Below are 16,825 nucleotides of genomic sequence, written 5' to 3' on the forward strand. Positions count from 1 at the left end.
CTGCCAGAAACCAGTGCGTACATTAACGAAAACTGGCAGTTCCAGCACGTCGAAAATGCGGGGAAAGCCCTGCAATGGATGTGGTTTGGGGGTTTTTCAGGGGCGACTATTGATCTCGCGTCGGTAGCGGTTGACGATGCCAGAACAAAGGTCGTCCTCTACGGAGCGCTCAACCAAGATGCGGAAGTTGCTGCAAGCGGCCTTCAGCGCAAGCTCTTTCAACGACGGATCCAGCTTCTTGAGCTGTCCGATACTGCTGACCATTTGGCTAAGGCCTGCTTGGGGCTTCAGGGAGAACGTGTTGATCTGCGCAGGCATGCCGGTTTTGCTGTTATCCCGGGCGATCGACTCCACATTGACGCTGACAGCAGGCTGATTGAGCCTAAACCTTTGCTTGGCAGCAGTCTGCAGAAGGACCATCAGTGAAAGCCGGTGCGTGAACACGATCACTTGGCGGCGCTCGGCCAAGTCCACCAGGCGTTTGGCGACCGCTTCTTCGTAGCGTTGGTCTAACGAGGAGATGGGGTCGTCGAAGATCACCGGCATGCCCCGCTCAAGGCCAGTCGCGTCGGCCAAGAAGGCCGCTAAGGCTACGATGCGTTGCTCCCCCTCGCTCAAAATCTCGCGGTTCTTTTGGCCTCCTTGCGCGCCCTTCAGCTCGACGTAAAAGGTGAAAGCGCCTTTGCCTTGTGCTCGGCATGCCATGCGGACGGGAAGCGAATTGCCCCCCAATGCCTGCAGCTCGGCATTGAAGCGATCGCAATAACCTTGGGCCAGCTCCGACTGGGCAATTTCATTACTCTTAGACGTTAGCGGTGCGGTCAGTGTGGATTTGACCGCTGCTTCTACCGTCGCCACGCGCTTGAGGCGGATCACGTTGGCCCAAACGGCGTCGCGCTGTTCTGCTAGCCACTGCTGCGCTTTCAACTCGGCCAAACGTGTTTCCTTCTCCCTTCGTCCGTTCGGATCCAGCAAGCCCACCAATGCGTCGCGCTCAGCGCTGGCCGTCTTAACCTTATGGTCGTATGCGTTAGTCCATACAGACCACTCCACGGGCGGTGCCGCTGTGGCCTCTGTCATGGCTCTTAGCCTCGCCTGGATTGCGTTAAGCAGTTGCGTAGCGCTTTCGGTTTCTATGCCAATAGCGGCACACTGGGCCTGCCACGCGACATCGGGAAGAGGACTGGGAAGCGCCTTTTTCAACGTCGCCAGCTTGTCCTCTGCGGTTTTTGCTTCCGTCTGCAGCGTGTCCTTGAGGTATTGCTCAAAGCTGGTCAGCCGTGCCTTGCCATCTTTTCCCAGTGGTTGCTGGCAAAGGACACAACATGCCTCCTCCCCGACGTGGGGGAAGGGATGATCGGGATAGGCGTAATTAGTCGAATACGTCTTTGCAGCGTCCCAAAGGGTCCTCCACACGGCTTCTCCGACACCCTTCAGCGGTAACCCATTTAGGAAAGACGTGGCGTAGGCGGTGGCGGCCTGGCGCTTTACCTCTGCGTTGCTGCGGGCATCCATGAGCGCCTGGGCTTTCTCATCGCTAAAGCGCTCCCTCAGTGCCGAGACGCTTGTGGCCATCTGCAACAGGCGCTCCAGCTCCCCGACTATTTTGGCGTGGGCCACTTCGGGGTTCGCCTGGGCCAGCGCCGTCTCCAGCGTCAAGCGCTCTTCATTCAGGGCAGAGGGGAAGGAGCAAGCCGTGTCGACATCATCTTCAGTTAGTCTTGCTGTCACCTTGCGGAACAGAGTGGCAGCCCTGCTTTGGGCATGGTCTTCCGGAATGAGGGGCAGGCTACTGATGAGCCGGGCCGCGCGGGCCCTCAACAGAGCGGCAACGTCGTCCGAAATCTTGATGAGCATGCCCACAAACCGCATGGCACGCGGAAGGTGGGTGGCGGTGGTAGCGGTGTCCCCGAACTCTAGCGCCGTCGCAGAATCGAAGACCGGGACTGCTTTCAACTTCGGATGGGGGCCCTGGGCCTCTTCCCATGTGAGATCAGCAGACACAATGGCGCCATCGGCCCGCGTCGTGCTGACCTTGAGCAAAGCGGAGGCGGCAGCGGGGCCGTGCTTGAACACGTTGCCGTAGATAGCTCCCTTAGCCCTTGCCCCGCACACGTGCTTCATTAGGCGGGCATATCCCGATTTGCCGGCTCCGTTGGGACCGTAAACTACCGTCATCTGGCCCTGCCTAAGATCTAGGACGGCATCTTCCCCGATGGCGTTGACGCCTCGGATGCAGGAGACCGAGTCGATGCGAAGATCTGCGGCCGATGGCGTTCCCAAGATGATTCCTGGTGCCAAGGGTGGGTGCGGGGCCTCTAGCGTTTTGGCAGCTTCTGCCAAGCAATGGGAAGCGATTGCCTCCATCTCTTCTTCGGTCGGTATGCGACGGTGCTCAATAACGATAGTAGCCGCCATGCGCAACCAACTAGGCCGGCCGTTAAGCCAGTCTTCGAGTGTTGTAGGCACAGCATGACCTTCCTTCCTCACCATTAATCACGTCCCCTGTGCTCTACGGTAAGCCAGAAAGGCGCCGTTCCCCTTCATGAATAGTGGACTTCGCCATCGCATGGATCAAGTGGGTATAGATCCCATGTGTGAGACTAAAATTCGATGTCGGTAATCCTGCAAAGTTCAGAAAACTTTTTGCTATCGCCATGACCTTTAAAGATGTGTTCGCTTGAATTCTCCTCGCGCCCCCCATCAGTGGGTGCTGTGACTTTCGCCAGCGCTGGCCACCGCCATCCGCAACGCACCGGTTGAATGCGCCTGGTTGAGCACTGTGTGGTCATTGCGATTTTTCACGTGAGCCAAAAGCGCACCCACCAACTCGGCATCCTCCAGCGATTCTGCTCCTGCAAGAAATACGAGCTCTGCCACCCGTGTGCGTCGCTTGGCTTCTTCGCGGCGCTGCGTTTCCTTGGCCTTCACGGCTTGGCGCTGTTGCGCTAAAAGCTCTCGCGCTTGACGTTGAGCCAGTCGTTCCGTCGCACGTTGAATTTGGTCGTGATAGTGATTGGTGGTGTTCATGCGTTTCTCCTGCCTGGTGGAAATGAGTCAACCAGGAAAACGGCTTACGTCAAGCGTTGAGCTGGTCTCGAATTTCGTCGGCCCGGAGAATCGAAAAGGCTGAAAAAAAAGGCTTAGAAGAAAGAAGCAAGAGCGCACCTAGGTGTCACATGGTGACACGTGCGCAAAGGGCTCCGCCCCTTGAACCCCAAGCGCCGAGGGCGCTTGCGAAAATCCAAAGCCGAGGCATAAACCAAGCAACCCCACTGCTTCGGAATCGCCGCCTCATGGCCATCTACCATGCCAACGTCAAAACCTTCAGCCGCGCCAGAGGACATTCGTCGATCGCAGCGGCCGCCTACCGCGCCGGCCTGCTGCTCGAGGACGCGCTCACCGGCCTGCGCCACGACTACCGCCGCCGGGACGGCGTGGTCGAAACGCGCTGCATCGCTCCCGAGGACGCGCCAGACTGGGCCCTGGTCCCCGCCCAGCTCTGGCCGGCTGCAGAGGCGGCTGAGCGTCGCAAAGATTCGACCGTCGCGCGGGAGTTCGAGTTTGCGTTGCCCCACGAACTCGATGACCTCCAGCGGTCCGACCTGGCCGTGGAAGTCACCCGTGCGCTCGTCGGACGCTACGGGTTCGCGGCCCAAGCCAGCATCCACAGCCCAGGAAGCAAGGACGGCTTGAACTGGCATGTCCACGTCCTGGCAACGACTCGGCGCATGGGGCCGGAAGGTCTCACGGACAAAACCAAAGGAACTGGATGGCGGGCCGTCGGGACGTGTCGAGGTGCAGTGGGTGCGCGAACTCATCGCCTCCACCATCAATGCCCATCTCGAAAAGGCAGCGCTTGAGATTCGGGTGGACCACCGCAGTTTGGAAGCACAGGCAAGTGACGCCTTGGCGCGTGGCGACCTGGCCGCGGCTGCCATCCTGTCCCGGGAGCCCACCAAGCACGTCGGCAAGAACGGCACCGCGCTGGCCCGGCGGGGCCAGTCGTCGGAGCGTTCAGACGAGAACCGTCGGATCGAAGAGACCAACGAGGAGACCTTCCAAAAGCTCATCGCCGTGTTTGAGCAGGAAGGGCGCGCCATGCCGGTGCCCGACGGTCACAGCCAGGACCAGGCAGAGCGCGAAGCTCGCCGACCTTCTGATGTGCTGTCCTTGCCGCTCGGGCTTGGGGCTGGGCGCATCGAGGTGTCCCGCAGCATGGCGACCATTGCCCGTGGGTTGGGCCTGATGGAGGCTGAGGAGGCCAAGCCGTCGCGCGAGCCACGTTCGGTCTCCGAGCTCGCGGAGGAGGCTAGCGACGAATGGGGAGTGGCTGTTCAAGCGGATCCCCACTTGGCTCAGACGCTCCAGGCCACACTGACCTTGCTTCAGTGGATCAGGGAACGCGTGGCCGCCTTCGCCGAAGAGGCCCGGCTACGCCCGGACCTCAACGAGTTGCTCCGTCGACTGCGGCGCTTCAAGGCAGCGGCCATGAAGTTTGCCCGGCGGCTATTGGCGGTGCGTCGAGCGGAGAAGCTGCACCACATGGCCGAGAACTCATGGAGCGACTTCGTTTCGAACAATCCCGAGCCCGGTCCGTCGTGGATGCAGGGGGAATGGAAGCAGCGGCGCGGGCGCCGACTCGGCACCCTCGAAGCCCGAGCCACAGAGCTGGCCGATGCAAGGGCCAGGGTGACCCCGGAGGAACAAGCCCTCTGCGAGAGAGAGGCGTCGGCCAGCGCGGCGCACCTCGAGGCCTGGAGCCGGGACATGCTCCAGCGCTATCCCCTCCAGCTCGACATGGCGCCCAAGCCGGATAGGACCCGTCCAAGCCCTGCCGTCGACGCACCTCCTGTGCCTGTCTACGTTCCCAAACCGCCGCGCTTCCACTGAAACCAAAAAGCCCCGCAATGCGGGGCTCAATCTTTGCTGCGCCTTGCGAATCAGTGCAGTGTCGGGCGCTTTTTATTGCGCACTGGATCCAGCTGTGTGTCTTTGGGCGTCCGGCCTGCGCGCCATTCGTCTATCGATGGGAGCTCCCGAACGATGACGGCCTCCCGCGTGCGCACGGCCTGGGATGGCTGGGGAGGGGCATGCTCCAAGGATTGGGCGGCGGCGCTCCCACCTGGCGGCTTCTTCTGGCTGTAGACAATCAGTTCGCCGGCGGACGCCCAGGCATTGCAAACATTCCGTTGGCGCACCAGCGGCTCGTCAGAGAGCGTTTGACTCATCAGCCCGGCGAGCAAGTGGCCGGCAATTTCGAGTTGTTGGGGATGGGTGGTCATGAAAACTCCTGCGTGTGGGGAAGTCCTCATCCAACCAAGAATCGCCATTTGCGCAAGAGCTCGCTTCGAGCCTTGCTTCACAAAATTGAATACGGGCAAAAATTCGATAGCTGCTATGTCATTTGACGACTAGAGGTGTTGCGAATTCGACCTGGCTTCTCGTCTTTAGCGCAGGGGGGCAGGCACGCAACTTAGGCAGAGCAAGGGAAGCAGTTCAGCCGGGTCGGTGAGCTCCGGTTTGTTCGCGATACCAACCAGCCGCCGGCCTCCTCCCGTTGCGTGGTCAGCAGGGTCATGGCTTCGACCAAGAATCTTGGATGCCGTTTGGGCAGTGGAATGGGGCTTTTGTTTTGCTCGGCGCGTCTCCAGGCTCGGGCTTCCTCGTAAGCCGAATTCGGCTCCGTAAGTTACCCCTCAAAAGAACCCAGAGGTGCCTTTCAAGGGCGCCCCTTCTTCATCCCTGGTGGCACGCTATCGAACACATGGATTGGTTCCCTTGTTGGTGGCCGGACAATCTGGGTCTGCTGCGTAGCCGGTCGCTGCTGAGGTGCTGGCTTCGGCGGCGGCGGTTGGCTGGGAGGCTTATTGCTCATAGATCATCAAGTCCAAAATCGTGATCCTTCTGCGGAAATTTCTCATTGATGACCATCGGGTCTCGGACTGGTGGGCGTTTGATGTCCTTGGCTGTCGTAGATGGCAACGATGCAGGGCTATTGGCGGGCTTCTCAGGTTTGCTGGGGGTAATCACTTTCTTAGCGTCCTTTAGCGATTTTGGTGCGACGTCATCCGCCGGCTTTGTTGGGGAAAGGCTGAAAAATACTCCAGCGAGCATGAGGGAGCCAACGCTGGCGATAAGGAATCTGTGCCCAAGCGCGATCCACTCGGCCTTCTTCTTATTTTGGATTGAGTTATTCGACGCGGATTTCGCGTAGGTCTGGTCAAGATGGTAGTAGAACTCGCGCCGCGCCTCCTGTTCGGCTCTTGATTTTGTGATGCCAAGCCCCCGCCACTTCTCCCTATACTCATGCTCGAAATGCTCACGGTCGCCCAGCCATTCAAGCATGTCCGGGGCATGGGAGTATTTGTAACGGACTAGGGACTTGGCAAGGCAGAACAGATTGCAGAGCAGCAGCACTGCCGTTACAGCCAGGGCAATAGAAAGGCCGAGCTTGGACGCTGGATGTTCGATGTCTACCGACCTTGCCATCGTAAGGGCACCGCCAGCCACAACAGTTAGGATGCCTACGGGAAGCGAAAGGCTATTATTCAGGGCGTCTCGACGCTGCAGCTCCCAGAGGTGGTGATCTTTGAACGTCGTGTCCCGGTCCATTGGTTTAGTCCTGCGAACCCGAAGCCAGCTCGAGCTCGGATAGTCTCTAAGTTGGCCTGAGTTTATACGACCATGCGGCCGATCTATGCGCCCATGAGAAGGGTGCGCCCCATGATCTTCGGGTTGACGATATTGCAGTCCAGAAGAATGGCCACACGTGCCTCGTGCGGAGCAATGCTCATCAACCAGCCTTTCGTTGCTTTGAGGAGCTGGACTGCGGGGCCATCAGAGCGCGAAGGGCCGATATATTTAGCCCATAAGCAAGCACGGCTAGCCCCGGCGACACACCCCGGAGTCCGTCCAGCTTCTCCTTGGGGGTAAAGGCTCGGCTGTAGGTCACGTGGTGCTCGTCGTCCAGCTCATGGCCAACCAGCTGGGCGCGGAGCTCGGACACCACGCCCGCGCCTTGCAACTCTTGGATTAGGGTTTTGCGCAGCGAGTGGAAGCCGCGCTTGGCCGTGGGCCAGTTCTTGCCCACCTCGGCCAGGTGACGACTAAAGGCTTTGGAAATCCAGTTGCCTTGGCCGTTCTTGGCGTCGGCCTTGGCCGCCGGGAACAAGCGTTCCTGACCCTCGGCCCGCGCCTGCTCGACCCAGGTCAGGAAGCCCAGGGCCAGCAGGTCGGGGTGGACCGGCACCGTCCTCAAGCTCACGTCCGTCTTGACCTTCTGATGCTCTCCCTCATCCGAAATCTGGATGCAAGGGATGCCGCCGTCCTCGACCACGTCGGCGGTCAGAAGTTGGCCGACCTCCGAGGCGCGGGCGCCGGTAAACAGCCCTAGGAGGGAGGCCCATCGCGCTGCCAAGGGCAATGCTTCGAAGGCGGCCGGCGCGAACAAGGCCTGGACCTGGTGGGCGTCGTAAGCTTTAAACCCGAACTTCCGCCGGGCCCGCTTCTCGCGGGTGGAGTAGCTCACGTGCCCGGACGCGGGGTTGTCGCCCCGGGGGTAGTGGCCGGACGCTTGGGCCCACTCGAAGAACCCGCCCTTGCCGCCGATGTAGCTCTGCTTGTTGGTTAGCGTCGGAGTGGAGGCACCTTTGTCGCGCATGTCCTGATACCACCGGGCCAGGTCTGAGCGGGTGACCGTGTGCAGCTTGGTCTTCTCACCTAGGAAGCTGGTCAGCAGTTCGACAGCGGTCCGCTTGATGGTCCAGGTCTTGGGCAAGGTGCTGGCTTTGAGGCTGTTCAACCAAGCGTCTCGGGCCTTGCCCAGCGTGATTGATTCGAGAGCGAGAGCGGATTTGGTTACCCGCCTTGGCGTGGGGAGGGGCGGCACTTGCTGTCGAATCAGCTCCCCCAGCGCGCTCGGCTGCGGGGCCGTGAGCGCCATGAGTTGCTGGTAGAGCGTGACGTCCTCTGGGGTGTCAATCTGCCATTGCTCGGTGATCGACCCGTCCGCCGAGCGCGTCCGATTCAAGGTCAGCTCCTGCGGGCGTTGGGCGCCAGTCAGGCGCGCCAGAAGCGCGTCCAAATCGTCGTCTTGGCTTTGCATGCGTCGGTCCCTCAACACAGTGAAGACCTGAGCATACCGGGCAGCAAGGGTCAGCGCGCGCAGTCTGGCCTCCCGCATGTCATAAGTGTGGAGGGTCCGTTTGAAGGTTTGGCGGCCCACGACGGGCTGCAAATCTACCGGCACACGCTGCCGATACGACCAGAGTCCGGAGGGAGCTCGAACGAGATGATGAGGAATGCGCATAAGTGTCGTGTGTTCCGACTTGCGCAGCTGCAACCAGTTTTTACGCTAACAAAAAACCCCTGATTTCTCAGGGGTTTGCGTATTCTGGCGGAGAGAGGGGGATTCGAACCCCCGAAGCGCGGTTTAGACGCTTACACACTTTCCAGGCGTGCTCCTTCAACCACTCGGACACCTCTCCGTACCTGCACGACCGTGGCCGAACAGGGCCGCAAATTCTAGCGGTCGCCGGCCCGTACCACAAGCTGAATCTTCCAGCCGCAGTCGGTGAGACGGGCCGTGGCACAATATCGGCTCAAACAAAGCCGGTTGCCCGATGTCTTATCTCGTTCTCGCCCGCAAGTGGCGCCCGAAGCGTTTTGCCGAGCTCGTAGGCCAGGAACACGTGGTCCGCGCGCTCAGTAACGCGCTCGACAGTGGGCGCGTGCACCACGCGTTCCTGTTCACCGGCACCCGCGGCGTGGGCAAGACCACCATTGCGCGCATCTTCGCCAAATCGCTCAATTGCGAGACCGGTACCAGTGCCGATCCGTGTGGGACGTGCCCGGCCTGTCTGGACATCGATGCCGGCCGCTACATCGACCTGCTGGAGATCGATGCCGCGTCCAACACCGGCGTGGACGATGTGCGCGAGGTGATCGAGAACGCGCAGTACATGCCCTCGCGCGGCAAGTTCAAGGTCTACCTGATCGACGAAGTGCACATGCTGTCCAAGGCGGCATTCAATGCGCTGCTGAAGACGCTGGAAGAGCCGCCGGAGCATGTGAAGTTCCTGCTGGCCACCACCGACCCGCAAAAGCTGCCGGTGACGGTGTTGTCGCGCTGCCTGCAGTTCAACCTCAAGCGCCTGGATGAGGATCAGATCCAGGGCCAGATGACGCGCATTCTGGCTGCCGAACAGATCGAATCGGATCCGTCGGCGATCGTGCAGCTGTCCAAGGCGGCCGATGGCTCGCTGCGCGATGGTTTGTCGCTGCTGGATCAGGCGATCGCCTACGCCGGCGGCGCGCTGCGCGAGGATGTGGTGCGCACCATGCTGGGGACGGTCGATCGCACCCAGGTCGGCGCGATGCTGCAATCGCTGGCCGATGGCGATGGCGCGCGCCTGCTGCAGGTGGTGGCCGCGCTGGCCGAATTCTCGCCCGATTGGAGCGGCGTGCTGGAGGCCCTGGCCGAGGCGCTGCATCGCGTGCAGGTGCAGCAGCTGGTGCCGTCGGTGGCGTTCGTCGGCGACGGCATCGACCCGACCCCGTTTGCCGCGCAGCTGCGCCCGGAAGTGGTGCAGCTGTGGTACCAGATGGCGCTCAACGGGCGCCGCGATCTGTATCTGGCGCCCAGCCCGCGCGCCGGTTTCGAAATGGCAGTACTGCGGATGCTGGCCTTCCGCCCCGCAGCGGTGGTGCCGGCTGGCGGCGCCGACGACGGGCGCGGTGCCACCGCAGCCGGTGGCGCACGTTCGGCCGCTGCCGGCGGACAGGCTGCCGCTTCGGCAGTGGCGGCGCCGGTAACGGCAGCGCCCGGCATGGCGTCTACGCCTGCCACGGTGACGGAATCGCTGCCGGTTGCCGTCGCGGAGGCGTCCCCGCCGGCATCAGCGATTCCGGCGACTCAGGCTGCGGCCGACGCTCCGGCGCCGGTTGTCGTGCTTCCTGCCCAGGCGTCTTCTTCGGCCAACCGCGCCTCTGCAGCCAGTGCGCGCAACGACGACACGCCGCCGTGGGCAGTGGACGATGCGCCGGTGCGGACGCAGGCAGTGCCCGCGTCCGACACGATGGCCGCGCTGGCGCCTGAAGCCACCATGGCCCCGCCGTCTGCACCCGCCGAGCTCGCGCCGCCGGTTGCGCCTGACGCTGCGGTTGCAACGTCGGCTTCGGCCGCGACGTCTTCGACTGCCGTGGCGGTCGAGCCGCCTGTGCTCGTAGAGCAAGTGGTGGTGAGTCCATCGGCAACGGCGCTGGCTGTGTCAGATTCGGTGGCCGATACATCGGCCTTGCTCGATGACGGCCGCATCGCCGATGCCGAGCAATGGCTGGAGCTGGTCACGCGCAGCGGTTTGAATGGCCCGTCGCGACAGCTTGCCGCCAACGCTGCGTTTATCGGCCATCGCGATGGCGTACTGCGGCTGGCACTGGCGCCGGGCTTCGAATACCTCAATTCCGAGCGCTCCATCGCCAACCTTGCGCAGGCGCTGGCACCGGTGCTGGGAAACACCCCGCGCATCGTGATCGAAACCGGCAGTGCCGACGTCGAGACCTTGCACGAACGCGCCAACCGCCAGAAAGGCGAGCGCCAGAGCGCGGCCGAAACCGCCTTCATGAACGACCCGACGGTGCAGCAGCTGATCCAGCAGCAAGGTGCGCGGGTCGTCCCCGATTCCATCCGCCCTTACGACGAGTAACGACCCATGCGTGGAAACATCGCCCAACTGATGCAGCAGGCGCAGAAGATGCAGGAAAACCTGCAGCGCGCCCAGGAAGAACTGGCCAAGCTGGAAGTCACCGGCACCGCCGGCGGCGGCATGGTCAGCGTGACACTGACCGGCGCCAAGGAATGCCGCAAGGTGCGCATCGACCCGAGCATCCTGTCCGACCCGGAGATGGCCGAAGACCTGATCGCCGCCGCCTTCAACGACGCCTCCAACAAGATCGACGCCGAATCCAAGGACCGCATGGGCTCGGCCACCGCCGGCATGCAGCTGCCGCCCGGCATGAAGTTGCCGTTCTGATCGAAGGGATTCGGGAGCCGGGATTGGGGATTCGCTGGAAGCGAGATTTGCTTCTGCAGTTGCGAATCCCGAATCTCCAGTTCCCAATCCCGGCCACCCAATGTCCACTCTGCTCGAACAACTGATCGAGGCCTTCCGGGTGTTGCCCGGGGTGGGCCAGAAGTCTGCCCAGCGCATGGCCTATCACGTGCTCGAGCGCGAGCGCGAGGGTGGGCGGCGCCTGGCCACGACGCTGGCCAATGCGGTGGAAAAGGTCGGGCATTGCGTGCAATGCCGCGATTTCACCGAGTCGGAAATCTGCACCATCTGCGCCAGCAGTAGCCGCGACCGACAGCAGCTGTGCGTGGTCGAGTCGCCGGCCGATCGTCTGGCGATCGAGCATGCCACCGGCTACCGCGGCCTGTATTTCATCCTGCAGGGGCGCCTGTCGCCGCTGGATGGCATCGGCCCGCGCGAGCTGGGGCTGGACCGGCTCGGTGAGCGCCTGGCTGCTGGGGAAGTGACCGAAATGATCATCGCCACCAACGCCACCGTGGAAGGCGAGGCGACCGCCCATTACCTGGCGCAGCTTGCCCGCCAGTATGCGGTGCGCCCGAGCCGGCTCGCGCAGGGCATGCCGCTGGGCGGCGAACTTGAATATGTGGACCGCGGCACCCTGTCGCACGCCTTCGGCACCCGCAGTGAGGTGCTTTGAGGGCTGGGATTGGGGAGTCGGGATTGGGGATTCGCAAAAGCTGGTCGGCGCGCGCGGTAAGCTTTGGCCAATCCCGAATCCCAACTCCCCAATCCCGTCTATGACCGACACCATCTTCGGCAAAATCATTCGTCGCGAAATCCCGGCCACCATCGTTTATGAAGACGACGAGGTGCTGGGCTTCGAAGACATCGCGCCGCAGGCGCCGGTGCATGTGCTCTTCATTCCCAAGCAGCACGCCATTCCCACCCTGGACGATGTGCCGCCGGAGCAGGCGCTGCTGGTCGGCAAGCTGGCCATTGCGGCGGCAGCCTACGCGCGCGCGCAGGGACTGGCGCAGGACGGCTACCGCATCGTGATGAATTGCCGCGAGCATGCTGGCCAGACCGTGTTCCATCTCCATCTGCATCTGCTGGCCGGTGCGCCGTTGGGTCGGTTCGGCACGCCGTGATGGAGTTGCTCGCTCTGCCACCGGCGTGACCGAACCGGCGCTCTGGCGGCCCGGGCAGGTGACGCTTGCGCATGGCCAATCGCCAGCTTTGCCGTGACCTGGCGACGACGCACGGTGTCAGGCACTCATGCGTACTGCGCACTCCAATGGCGCCATGCTCTAGCTGCAACTGCCGACGCGCAAACAAAAACGCCGCTCCCTGCGAGCGGCGTTTTTGCGGGATAACGCATGGATCAGCGGCGCATTACCACCAGCCGCGGCCCCAGCCCCAACCACCGCCCCAGCGCGGGCCCCACGGGTCGCCCCACGGGCCGTACGGATAGGCTGGCACCACGTCCACGTCGCGCACGACTGGCCACAGGTAGACCACGTCGGCATTCACCTTGGGCAGCTTGTAGTCGTACTCGCCGATCTTGGTGGTTTCGTAGCCTTCGATCTTGCCGATGAAGGTGACTTCGCGGCCTGGCTCGAACACCGCCGGATCGTAGAAGCCCGAGCGGCAGGCCAGGAAGCGGCCGTCGCTGGCGTCCACGGCGTTACGGTCCGGGCGCCCACTGGCATTGAGTGGGCGCGAGATCAGCTCGAAGCAGGTCTGGCCCTGGCTAGGTGTGGTCTGGATGATCTTGCCACCCCAGCGCACGGAGGTGCCGACCTGGGCGCTGGCGGTGGAATCGCTCGGACTGACCGTGGGGAACTGGCCCTGCAGCGGCTTGGGCGCGGTGGCACAGGCTGCGAGCCCGAGCACAGCGATAAGAGGAACAAGAAAACGGGTACTCATGAGGAAGCTCCGGTTCGCGGGCGATGCTGCAGCAAGTCTTTCAAGAGAGTGGCGCTGTCCGAATCAGCGCCAGCGTATCGCGCGGCAGCGAAACGTTGGCTGAGCGCCAACAATGCCGTATTCGGGTGTGAGCGGGCGACACGTTGCGCCCAGGCGATGGCCGGTTCATGCGGCTCGCGGGCAAGGCCGAGCTTGCGGTAGCGGCGGCTCAGCCGGTGCCAGGCGCGCAACAGCGGGTCGCGCTCACCTTCGCCGCGCGCCAGCAGCCAGCCCATCCAGGCCAACGCACTGATCGCGAACAGGCCGAAGATCGCCGCCAGCTGGGAGGTGTCCAGCCGATCGATGCCGAATGGTTGCAGCAGCCGTTGCTGGCGGTCGGCATCGAAGGACAGCACCATGTCGTTCCAGCCGCGACGGAGCCAGTCGCCGACCTGGGCCAGGCCGGCCCAGGTGCCGAGCTGGGCGAAGTTGTTGCCGCCACCGGTTTGCAGGCGATCTTCCAGGGTGTCGTAAATGCGCTCCGGCGCCACTGCGGCGGTGGGATCCACGCGCACCCAGCCACGCCTGGGCAGCCAGACCTCGGCCCAGGCATGCGCATCCATGCGCCGCACCACCCAGTAGTTGCCCAGCCCGTTGTAGGAGCCGCCGGCATAGCCGGTGACCACGCGTGCCGGGATGCCGGCCGCGCGCATCAGCACCACGAACGAGGAGCTGAAGTGTTCGCAGAAACCGGCCTTCTGCTGGAACAGGAATTCGTCGACGCTGTTGCGGCCGAGCAGCGGCGTGTCCAGCGTGTAGGCGAATTCGCGGGTGATCCACTCCAGCGCGCGCTGCACCACGGCATCGTCGTTGTTGCCGGCCTCCGCACGCCATTGCCGTGCCAACGTGAGCGTGCGCGGGTTGAAGCCGGGCGGCAGGGCAAGCGCGCGTTCGCGCAACTGATCGGGCAGGTTGGTATCGAAGCGGGTGGGTGGCGCCGATTGCAGCTCCCAACGCGTCAACGCGCTCAATGGGCGCTGCGCGAACAGCTCGTAATCGGGCGACAACTCGGCGTTGGCCACCGCTTGGGTGGGCAGATCCAGCGACACCAGTTGGCGGCGATCGGTGGGCTCGTAATCCAGGCGATAGCGATAGGTCTGTGGCCCGGCCGTGACCGAGGCGGGCTGGCCGCGGCCGGTCCAGCGCGCGCGCTGCCAGGTGCGGCCGTCGAAATCCCACATCACCGGCCCGCGCCAGTAGCGTTGCTGCGGCGGAGGCGCCTTGCCGGTGAACTGCACGCGCAGCGCCGGGCTGTCGTCGGCCATCAGGTCGATCCATTCGCCAGGCGACATGTTGTCCGACAGCCCGGGACGCGACAGCGCGCGTTCGGGCACGCCCCACAGCGGTGAACTCAGGCGCGGCAGCAGCCAGAACGTGGTCAGGGCCAGCGGCACGCCGATGGCGACCAGCTTGCCGATGCCGCGCAATTGCAGGCGCAAGGCCGGCGTGGCGGTGCGGTGCTCTTCGTCGGCCAGCCGCTGCATGCTCAGCAAGGCGCTCACCACCGCCAGCAGCGCCAGGCCCATGGTGGCCGGCCCCTGGTCGAGCAGAAACGCTGCAAACGGCGCGAACAACGCAAAGCCGAGCAGGCTGCGCGCATCGCGCAAGGTGCGCAGCTCGGACGCCTTGATCGCCAGCATCGATGCCAGCACCGCGCAGCCGGTGTCGCGGCCGAAGCGCATGCCGATCTGCCAGTACACCGCCGCCAGCATCGCGATCACCAGCAATAGCCGCACCGGCGCCATCAAGGTGCCGCGCCAGCTCAGCACACCGACCAGCACCGCGGCCACGGCCACGGTGGCGGCAAGCAGGCCGGGCAGTTGCAGCAGCAGCGGCGTCAATGCCAGCCAGCTGGTGGCCAGCACCCAGCCGCGGCTGGCCTGGCTGATCGGGAGGGGTGGCTCAGTCATGAGGAAGCAGGGCCAGGGCGCGCAGACACAGGTGATGGTGCGAAGGCCCTTGCGCGGGGCCCAGGGGCGGCTGGCCCGGCAGCAGCAGGCGATAGCGGCGCCCGTCGCGCTCGGCCAGGTTGACCCAGCGCGCCAGCCGCGCGATGCGGCGCTCGTACGGCAGGGCGTTGAGCGTGCGCCAGTCCAGCGTGACTTCGATGCCCAGCGGCTGCTCGTATTCGCGCACCAGCAAGGTGTCGCGACGCGCCGAATGCTTCCAGGAAATGGTGCGTGGTGCATCGCCGGCGCGGTAGGGGCGCAGCTGATGCAGTTCTTCGCCTTGTGCGTGCAGGCGGGTCTGGTTGGGCGAACCTGTGCCCTCCGGCAGCAACGGCCCCTGTTCTTCGGGTTTGGGATAGGCCAGTAATGGCGTTTCCGGCCATACCCACGACCAGGCGCGCACCAGCCCCAACGGTTGGGTGCTGGACAGGCGGATGCGTTCGATGTCCTGCCAGCCGCGGCGCTCGGTCGGCACCAGCAGGTCGACGTCGGCCATGTCGTGCTCGATCAGCGAACAGAACCCGCTGCTCTCCAGATGATCCAGGCGCAAACCGCGTCGCACGCGGGTATCGCGGCGTGCCAACGACACCCGCATGCGCAGCGGTTCGCCGGCTAGCACCGGCTCGGCCGAGACCGCTTCGATACGCAGCGCCGACAGTTGCAGGTGCGCCATGATGCTGCTGGCGATGCCGGCGGTGGCCAGCAGCAGCGCGAGCAGCAGCGCCGGGTTGTTGTTGTAGTTCAGCGCGCCCAGCAGCATCGCAAGCAGCAGCGCAGTGACGAACAACCCGAAGCGGGTCGGCAGCACATAGATACGCCGGCGATCCAGCACGATCGGCAGGCCTTCCGCGCCCCGCGGGCGCGCCAGCAGGCTGAGTCGGCGGCCGATGCCGCGCACGTGCGCACGCACCTGGGTCAGTCCACCGGCACGCTGTGCAGCAGCGCCTTGGCCAGTGCCGGCCCGGACGAGGATTCGGCTTCCGGCACCAGCCGGTGCCCGGCCACCGCCACGAACAGTGCCTGCACGTCTTCCGGCAGCACATGCTCGCGCCCGAGCAGCAGCGCGTAGGCCTTGGCCGCACGCAGCAGCGCAATGCCGGCACGCGGCGACAGGCCCACGCGCACTCCGGCATGCTGGCGGCTGCGCAGCAGCAAAGCCTGCACGTAACCGATCAGCGCATCGCTGGTATGGATCTGGTTGACCACCGCACGCAACGCCACCACATCGGCGTCGCTGAGTTGCGGGGCGGCCTGGGCGATCAGCTCGCGCCGATCCACCCCGGACAGCAGCGCGCGCTCGGCATCGGCGCTGGGGTAGCCCAGGCTCAGCCGCAGCAGGAAGCGGTCCAGCTGCGAATCCGGCAGCGGGAAGGTGCCGGACAGATCGACCGGGTTCTGCGTGGCGATCACGAAGAATGGTTCCGGCAACGCATGCGTCACGCCGTCCAGTGTCACCTGTTGTTCGGCCATGGCCTCCAGCAGCGAGCTTTGCGTGCGTGGCGGCGCGCGATTGATCTCATCGGCCAGCAGCACGTTGGTGAACACCGGACCGGGATGAAACTGAAACTGGCGCGAGGCGGCGTCGTACACCGACACGCCCAGCACATCGGCCGGCAGCAGGTCGGAGGTGAACTGCACGCGCTGGAAGCCCAGCCCCAGGCTGGAGGCCATCGCATGGGCGAGGGTGGTCTTGCCCAGGCCGGGCAGGTCCTCGATCAACAGATGTCCACCGGACAGCAGCGCCACGAACGCCAGCCGCACTTCCTGCGCCTTGCCCAGCAGCAGCGAATTGACCTGGTCTTGCGCGCGCCGCAGCGATTGGCGCAGCGCATCGGTTAGCATTTCCGTGGAACGCAGCGGTGTCGACATCACAATTCCGTA

General features: G+C 64.0%; 15 protein-coding genes and 1 tRNA gene. 6 read left to right on the forward strand and 10 right to left on the reverse strand.

Going from position 1 to position 16,825, the window contains the following annotated elements:
* Positions 1–96 precede the first annotated feature (96 nt).
* Positions 97–2,418: an AAA family ATPase gene (locus M3O59_RS05445; protein ID WP_249047113.1), complete on the reverse strand. Its 2,322-nt coding sequence runs from the start codon at positions 2,416–2,418 to the stop codon at positions 97–99.
* A gap of 285 nt (positions 2,419–2,703) precedes the next feature.
* Positions 2,704–3,030 (reverse strand): conjugal transfer protein TraD, encoded by a 327-nt coding sequence (locus M3O59_RS05450; protein ID WP_116906593.1) that lies wholly within the window; start codon positions 3,028–3,030, stop codon positions 2,704–2,706.
* Positions 3,031–3,296: 266 nt separating this feature from the next.
* On the opposite strand from M3O59_RS05450, the gene M3O59_RS05455 reads away from it, so the two are divergent.
* Both M3O59_RS05455 and M3O59_RS05460 read left to right on the forward strand, forming a co-directional pair.
* A complete protein-coding gene (locus tag M3O59_RS05455; protein ID WP_249047112.1) occupies positions 3,297–3,863 on the forward strand; it encodes a MobA/MobL family protein in 567 nt (188 codons plus the stop codon).
* A 214-nt stretch (positions 3,864–4,077) separates the two neighbouring features.
* Complete coding sequence (locus tag M3O59_RS05460) at positions 4,078–4,893, forward strand: hypothetical protein (protein WP_249047114.1); 816 nt, start codon at positions 4,078–4,080, stop codon at positions 4,891–4,893.
* 50 nt (positions 4,894–4,943) lie between these two features.
* Here the strand turns inward: M3O59_RS05460 and M3O59_RS05465 are convergent, their stop codons facing one another.
* The 4 genes from M3O59_RS05465 to M3O59_RS05480 all read right to left on the reverse strand — a co-directional run bounded on the left by M3O59_RS05465 (position 4,944) and on the right by M3O59_RS05480 (position 8,489).
* Entirely contained in the window at positions 4,944–5,285 is a 342-nt protein-coding gene (locus M3O59_RS05465) for a hypothetical protein (protein ID WP_103093317.1), read from the reverse strand.
* A gap of 589 nt (positions 5,286–5,874) precedes the next feature.
* Positions 5,875–6,615, reverse strand: a complete 741-nt coding sequence (locus M3O59_RS05470; RefSeq protein WP_065466149.1) for a hypothetical protein — start codon at positions 6,613–6,615, stop codon at positions 5,875–5,877.
* Between the two features lie 181 nt (positions 6,616–6,796).
* Positions 6,797–8,311: a site-specific integrase gene (locus tag M3O59_RS05475; RefSeq protein WP_147308556.1), complete on the reverse strand. Its 1,515-nt coding sequence runs from the start codon at positions 8,309–8,311 to the stop codon at positions 6,797–6,799.
* 85 nt (positions 8,312–8,396) lie between these two features.
* Positions 8,397–8,489, reverse strand: a tRNA-Ser gene (locus M3O59_RS05480).
* Positions 8,490–8,624: 135 nt separating this feature from the next.
* Here M3O59_RS05480 and dnaX point away from each other — a divergent pair.
* From dnaX to M3O59_RS05500, 4 genes are all read left to right on the forward strand, one after another.
* On the forward strand, positions 8,625–10,706 hold the full coding sequence (dnaX, locus tag M3O59_RS05485) for a DNA polymerase III subunit gamma/tau (protein ID WP_116906594.1): 2,082 nt from the start codon (positions 8,625–8,627) through the stop codon (positions 10,704–10,706).
* A gap of 6 nt (positions 10,707–10,712) precedes the next feature.
* Positions 10,713–11,033 (forward strand): YbaB/EbfC family nucleoid-associated protein, encoded by a 321-nt coding sequence (locus M3O59_RS05490; RefSeq protein ID WP_116906595.1) that lies wholly within the window; start codon positions 10,713–10,715, stop codon positions 11,031–11,033.
* A 100-nt stretch (positions 11,034–11,133) separates the two neighbouring features.
* A complete protein-coding gene (recR, locus tag M3O59_RS05495) occupies positions 11,134–11,727 on the forward strand; it encodes a recombination mediator RecR (RefSeq protein ID WP_116906596.1) in 594 nt (197 codons plus the stop codon).
* Between the two features lie 100 nt (positions 11,728–11,827).
* The gene (locus tag M3O59_RS05500; RefSeq protein WP_064631625.1) at positions 11,828–12,178 is read left to right on the forward strand and encodes a histidine triad nucleotide-binding protein; all 351 of its coding nucleotides are present in this window, start codon (positions 11,828–11,830) and stop codon (positions 12,176–12,178) included.
* Positions 12,179–12,422: 244 nt separating this feature from the next.
* Here M3O59_RS05500 and M3O59_RS05505 read toward each other — a convergent pair whose 3' ends face one another.
* The 4 genes from M3O59_RS05505 to M3O59_RS05520 are packed head-to-tail and all read right to left on the reverse strand — an operon-like array spanning position 12,423 to position 16,813.
* Positions 12,423–12,956, reverse strand: a complete 534-nt coding sequence (locus M3O59_RS05505; protein WP_064631623.1) for a Slp family lipoprotein — start codon at positions 12,954–12,956, stop codon at positions 12,423–12,425.
* Positions 12,953–14,905 (reverse strand): transglutaminase TgpA family protein, encoded by a 1,953-nt coding sequence (locus tag M3O59_RS05510; protein WP_116906597.1) that lies wholly within the window; start codon positions 14,903–14,905, stop codon positions 12,953–12,955. Before M3O59_RS05510 ends, M3O59_RS05505 begins: the two co-directional genes overlap by 4 nt.
* Positions 14,898–15,854 carry a DUF58 domain-containing protein gene (locus M3O59_RS05515; protein WP_116906598.1) on the reverse strand — a complete coding sequence of 319 codons (957 nt, stop codon included), beginning with the start codon at positions 15,852–15,854 and terminating at the stop codon, positions 14,898–14,900. Before M3O59_RS05515 ends, M3O59_RS05510 begins: the two co-directional genes overlap by 8 nt.
* Before the next feature lie 5 nt (positions 15,855–15,859).
* Entirely contained in the window at positions 15,860–16,813 is a 954-nt protein-coding gene (locus M3O59_RS05520) for an AAA family ATPase (protein ID WP_064631617.1), read from the reverse strand.
* Between the last annotated feature and the right edge of the window lie 12 nt (positions 16,814–16,825).

Origin of the sequence: Xanthomonas nasturtii (genome assembly GCF_023337365.3) — a bacterium.
GTDB classification, from domain to species: domain Bacteria; phylum Pseudomonadota; class Gammaproteobacteria; order Xanthomonadales; family Xanthomonadaceae; genus Xanthomonas; species Xanthomonas nasturtii.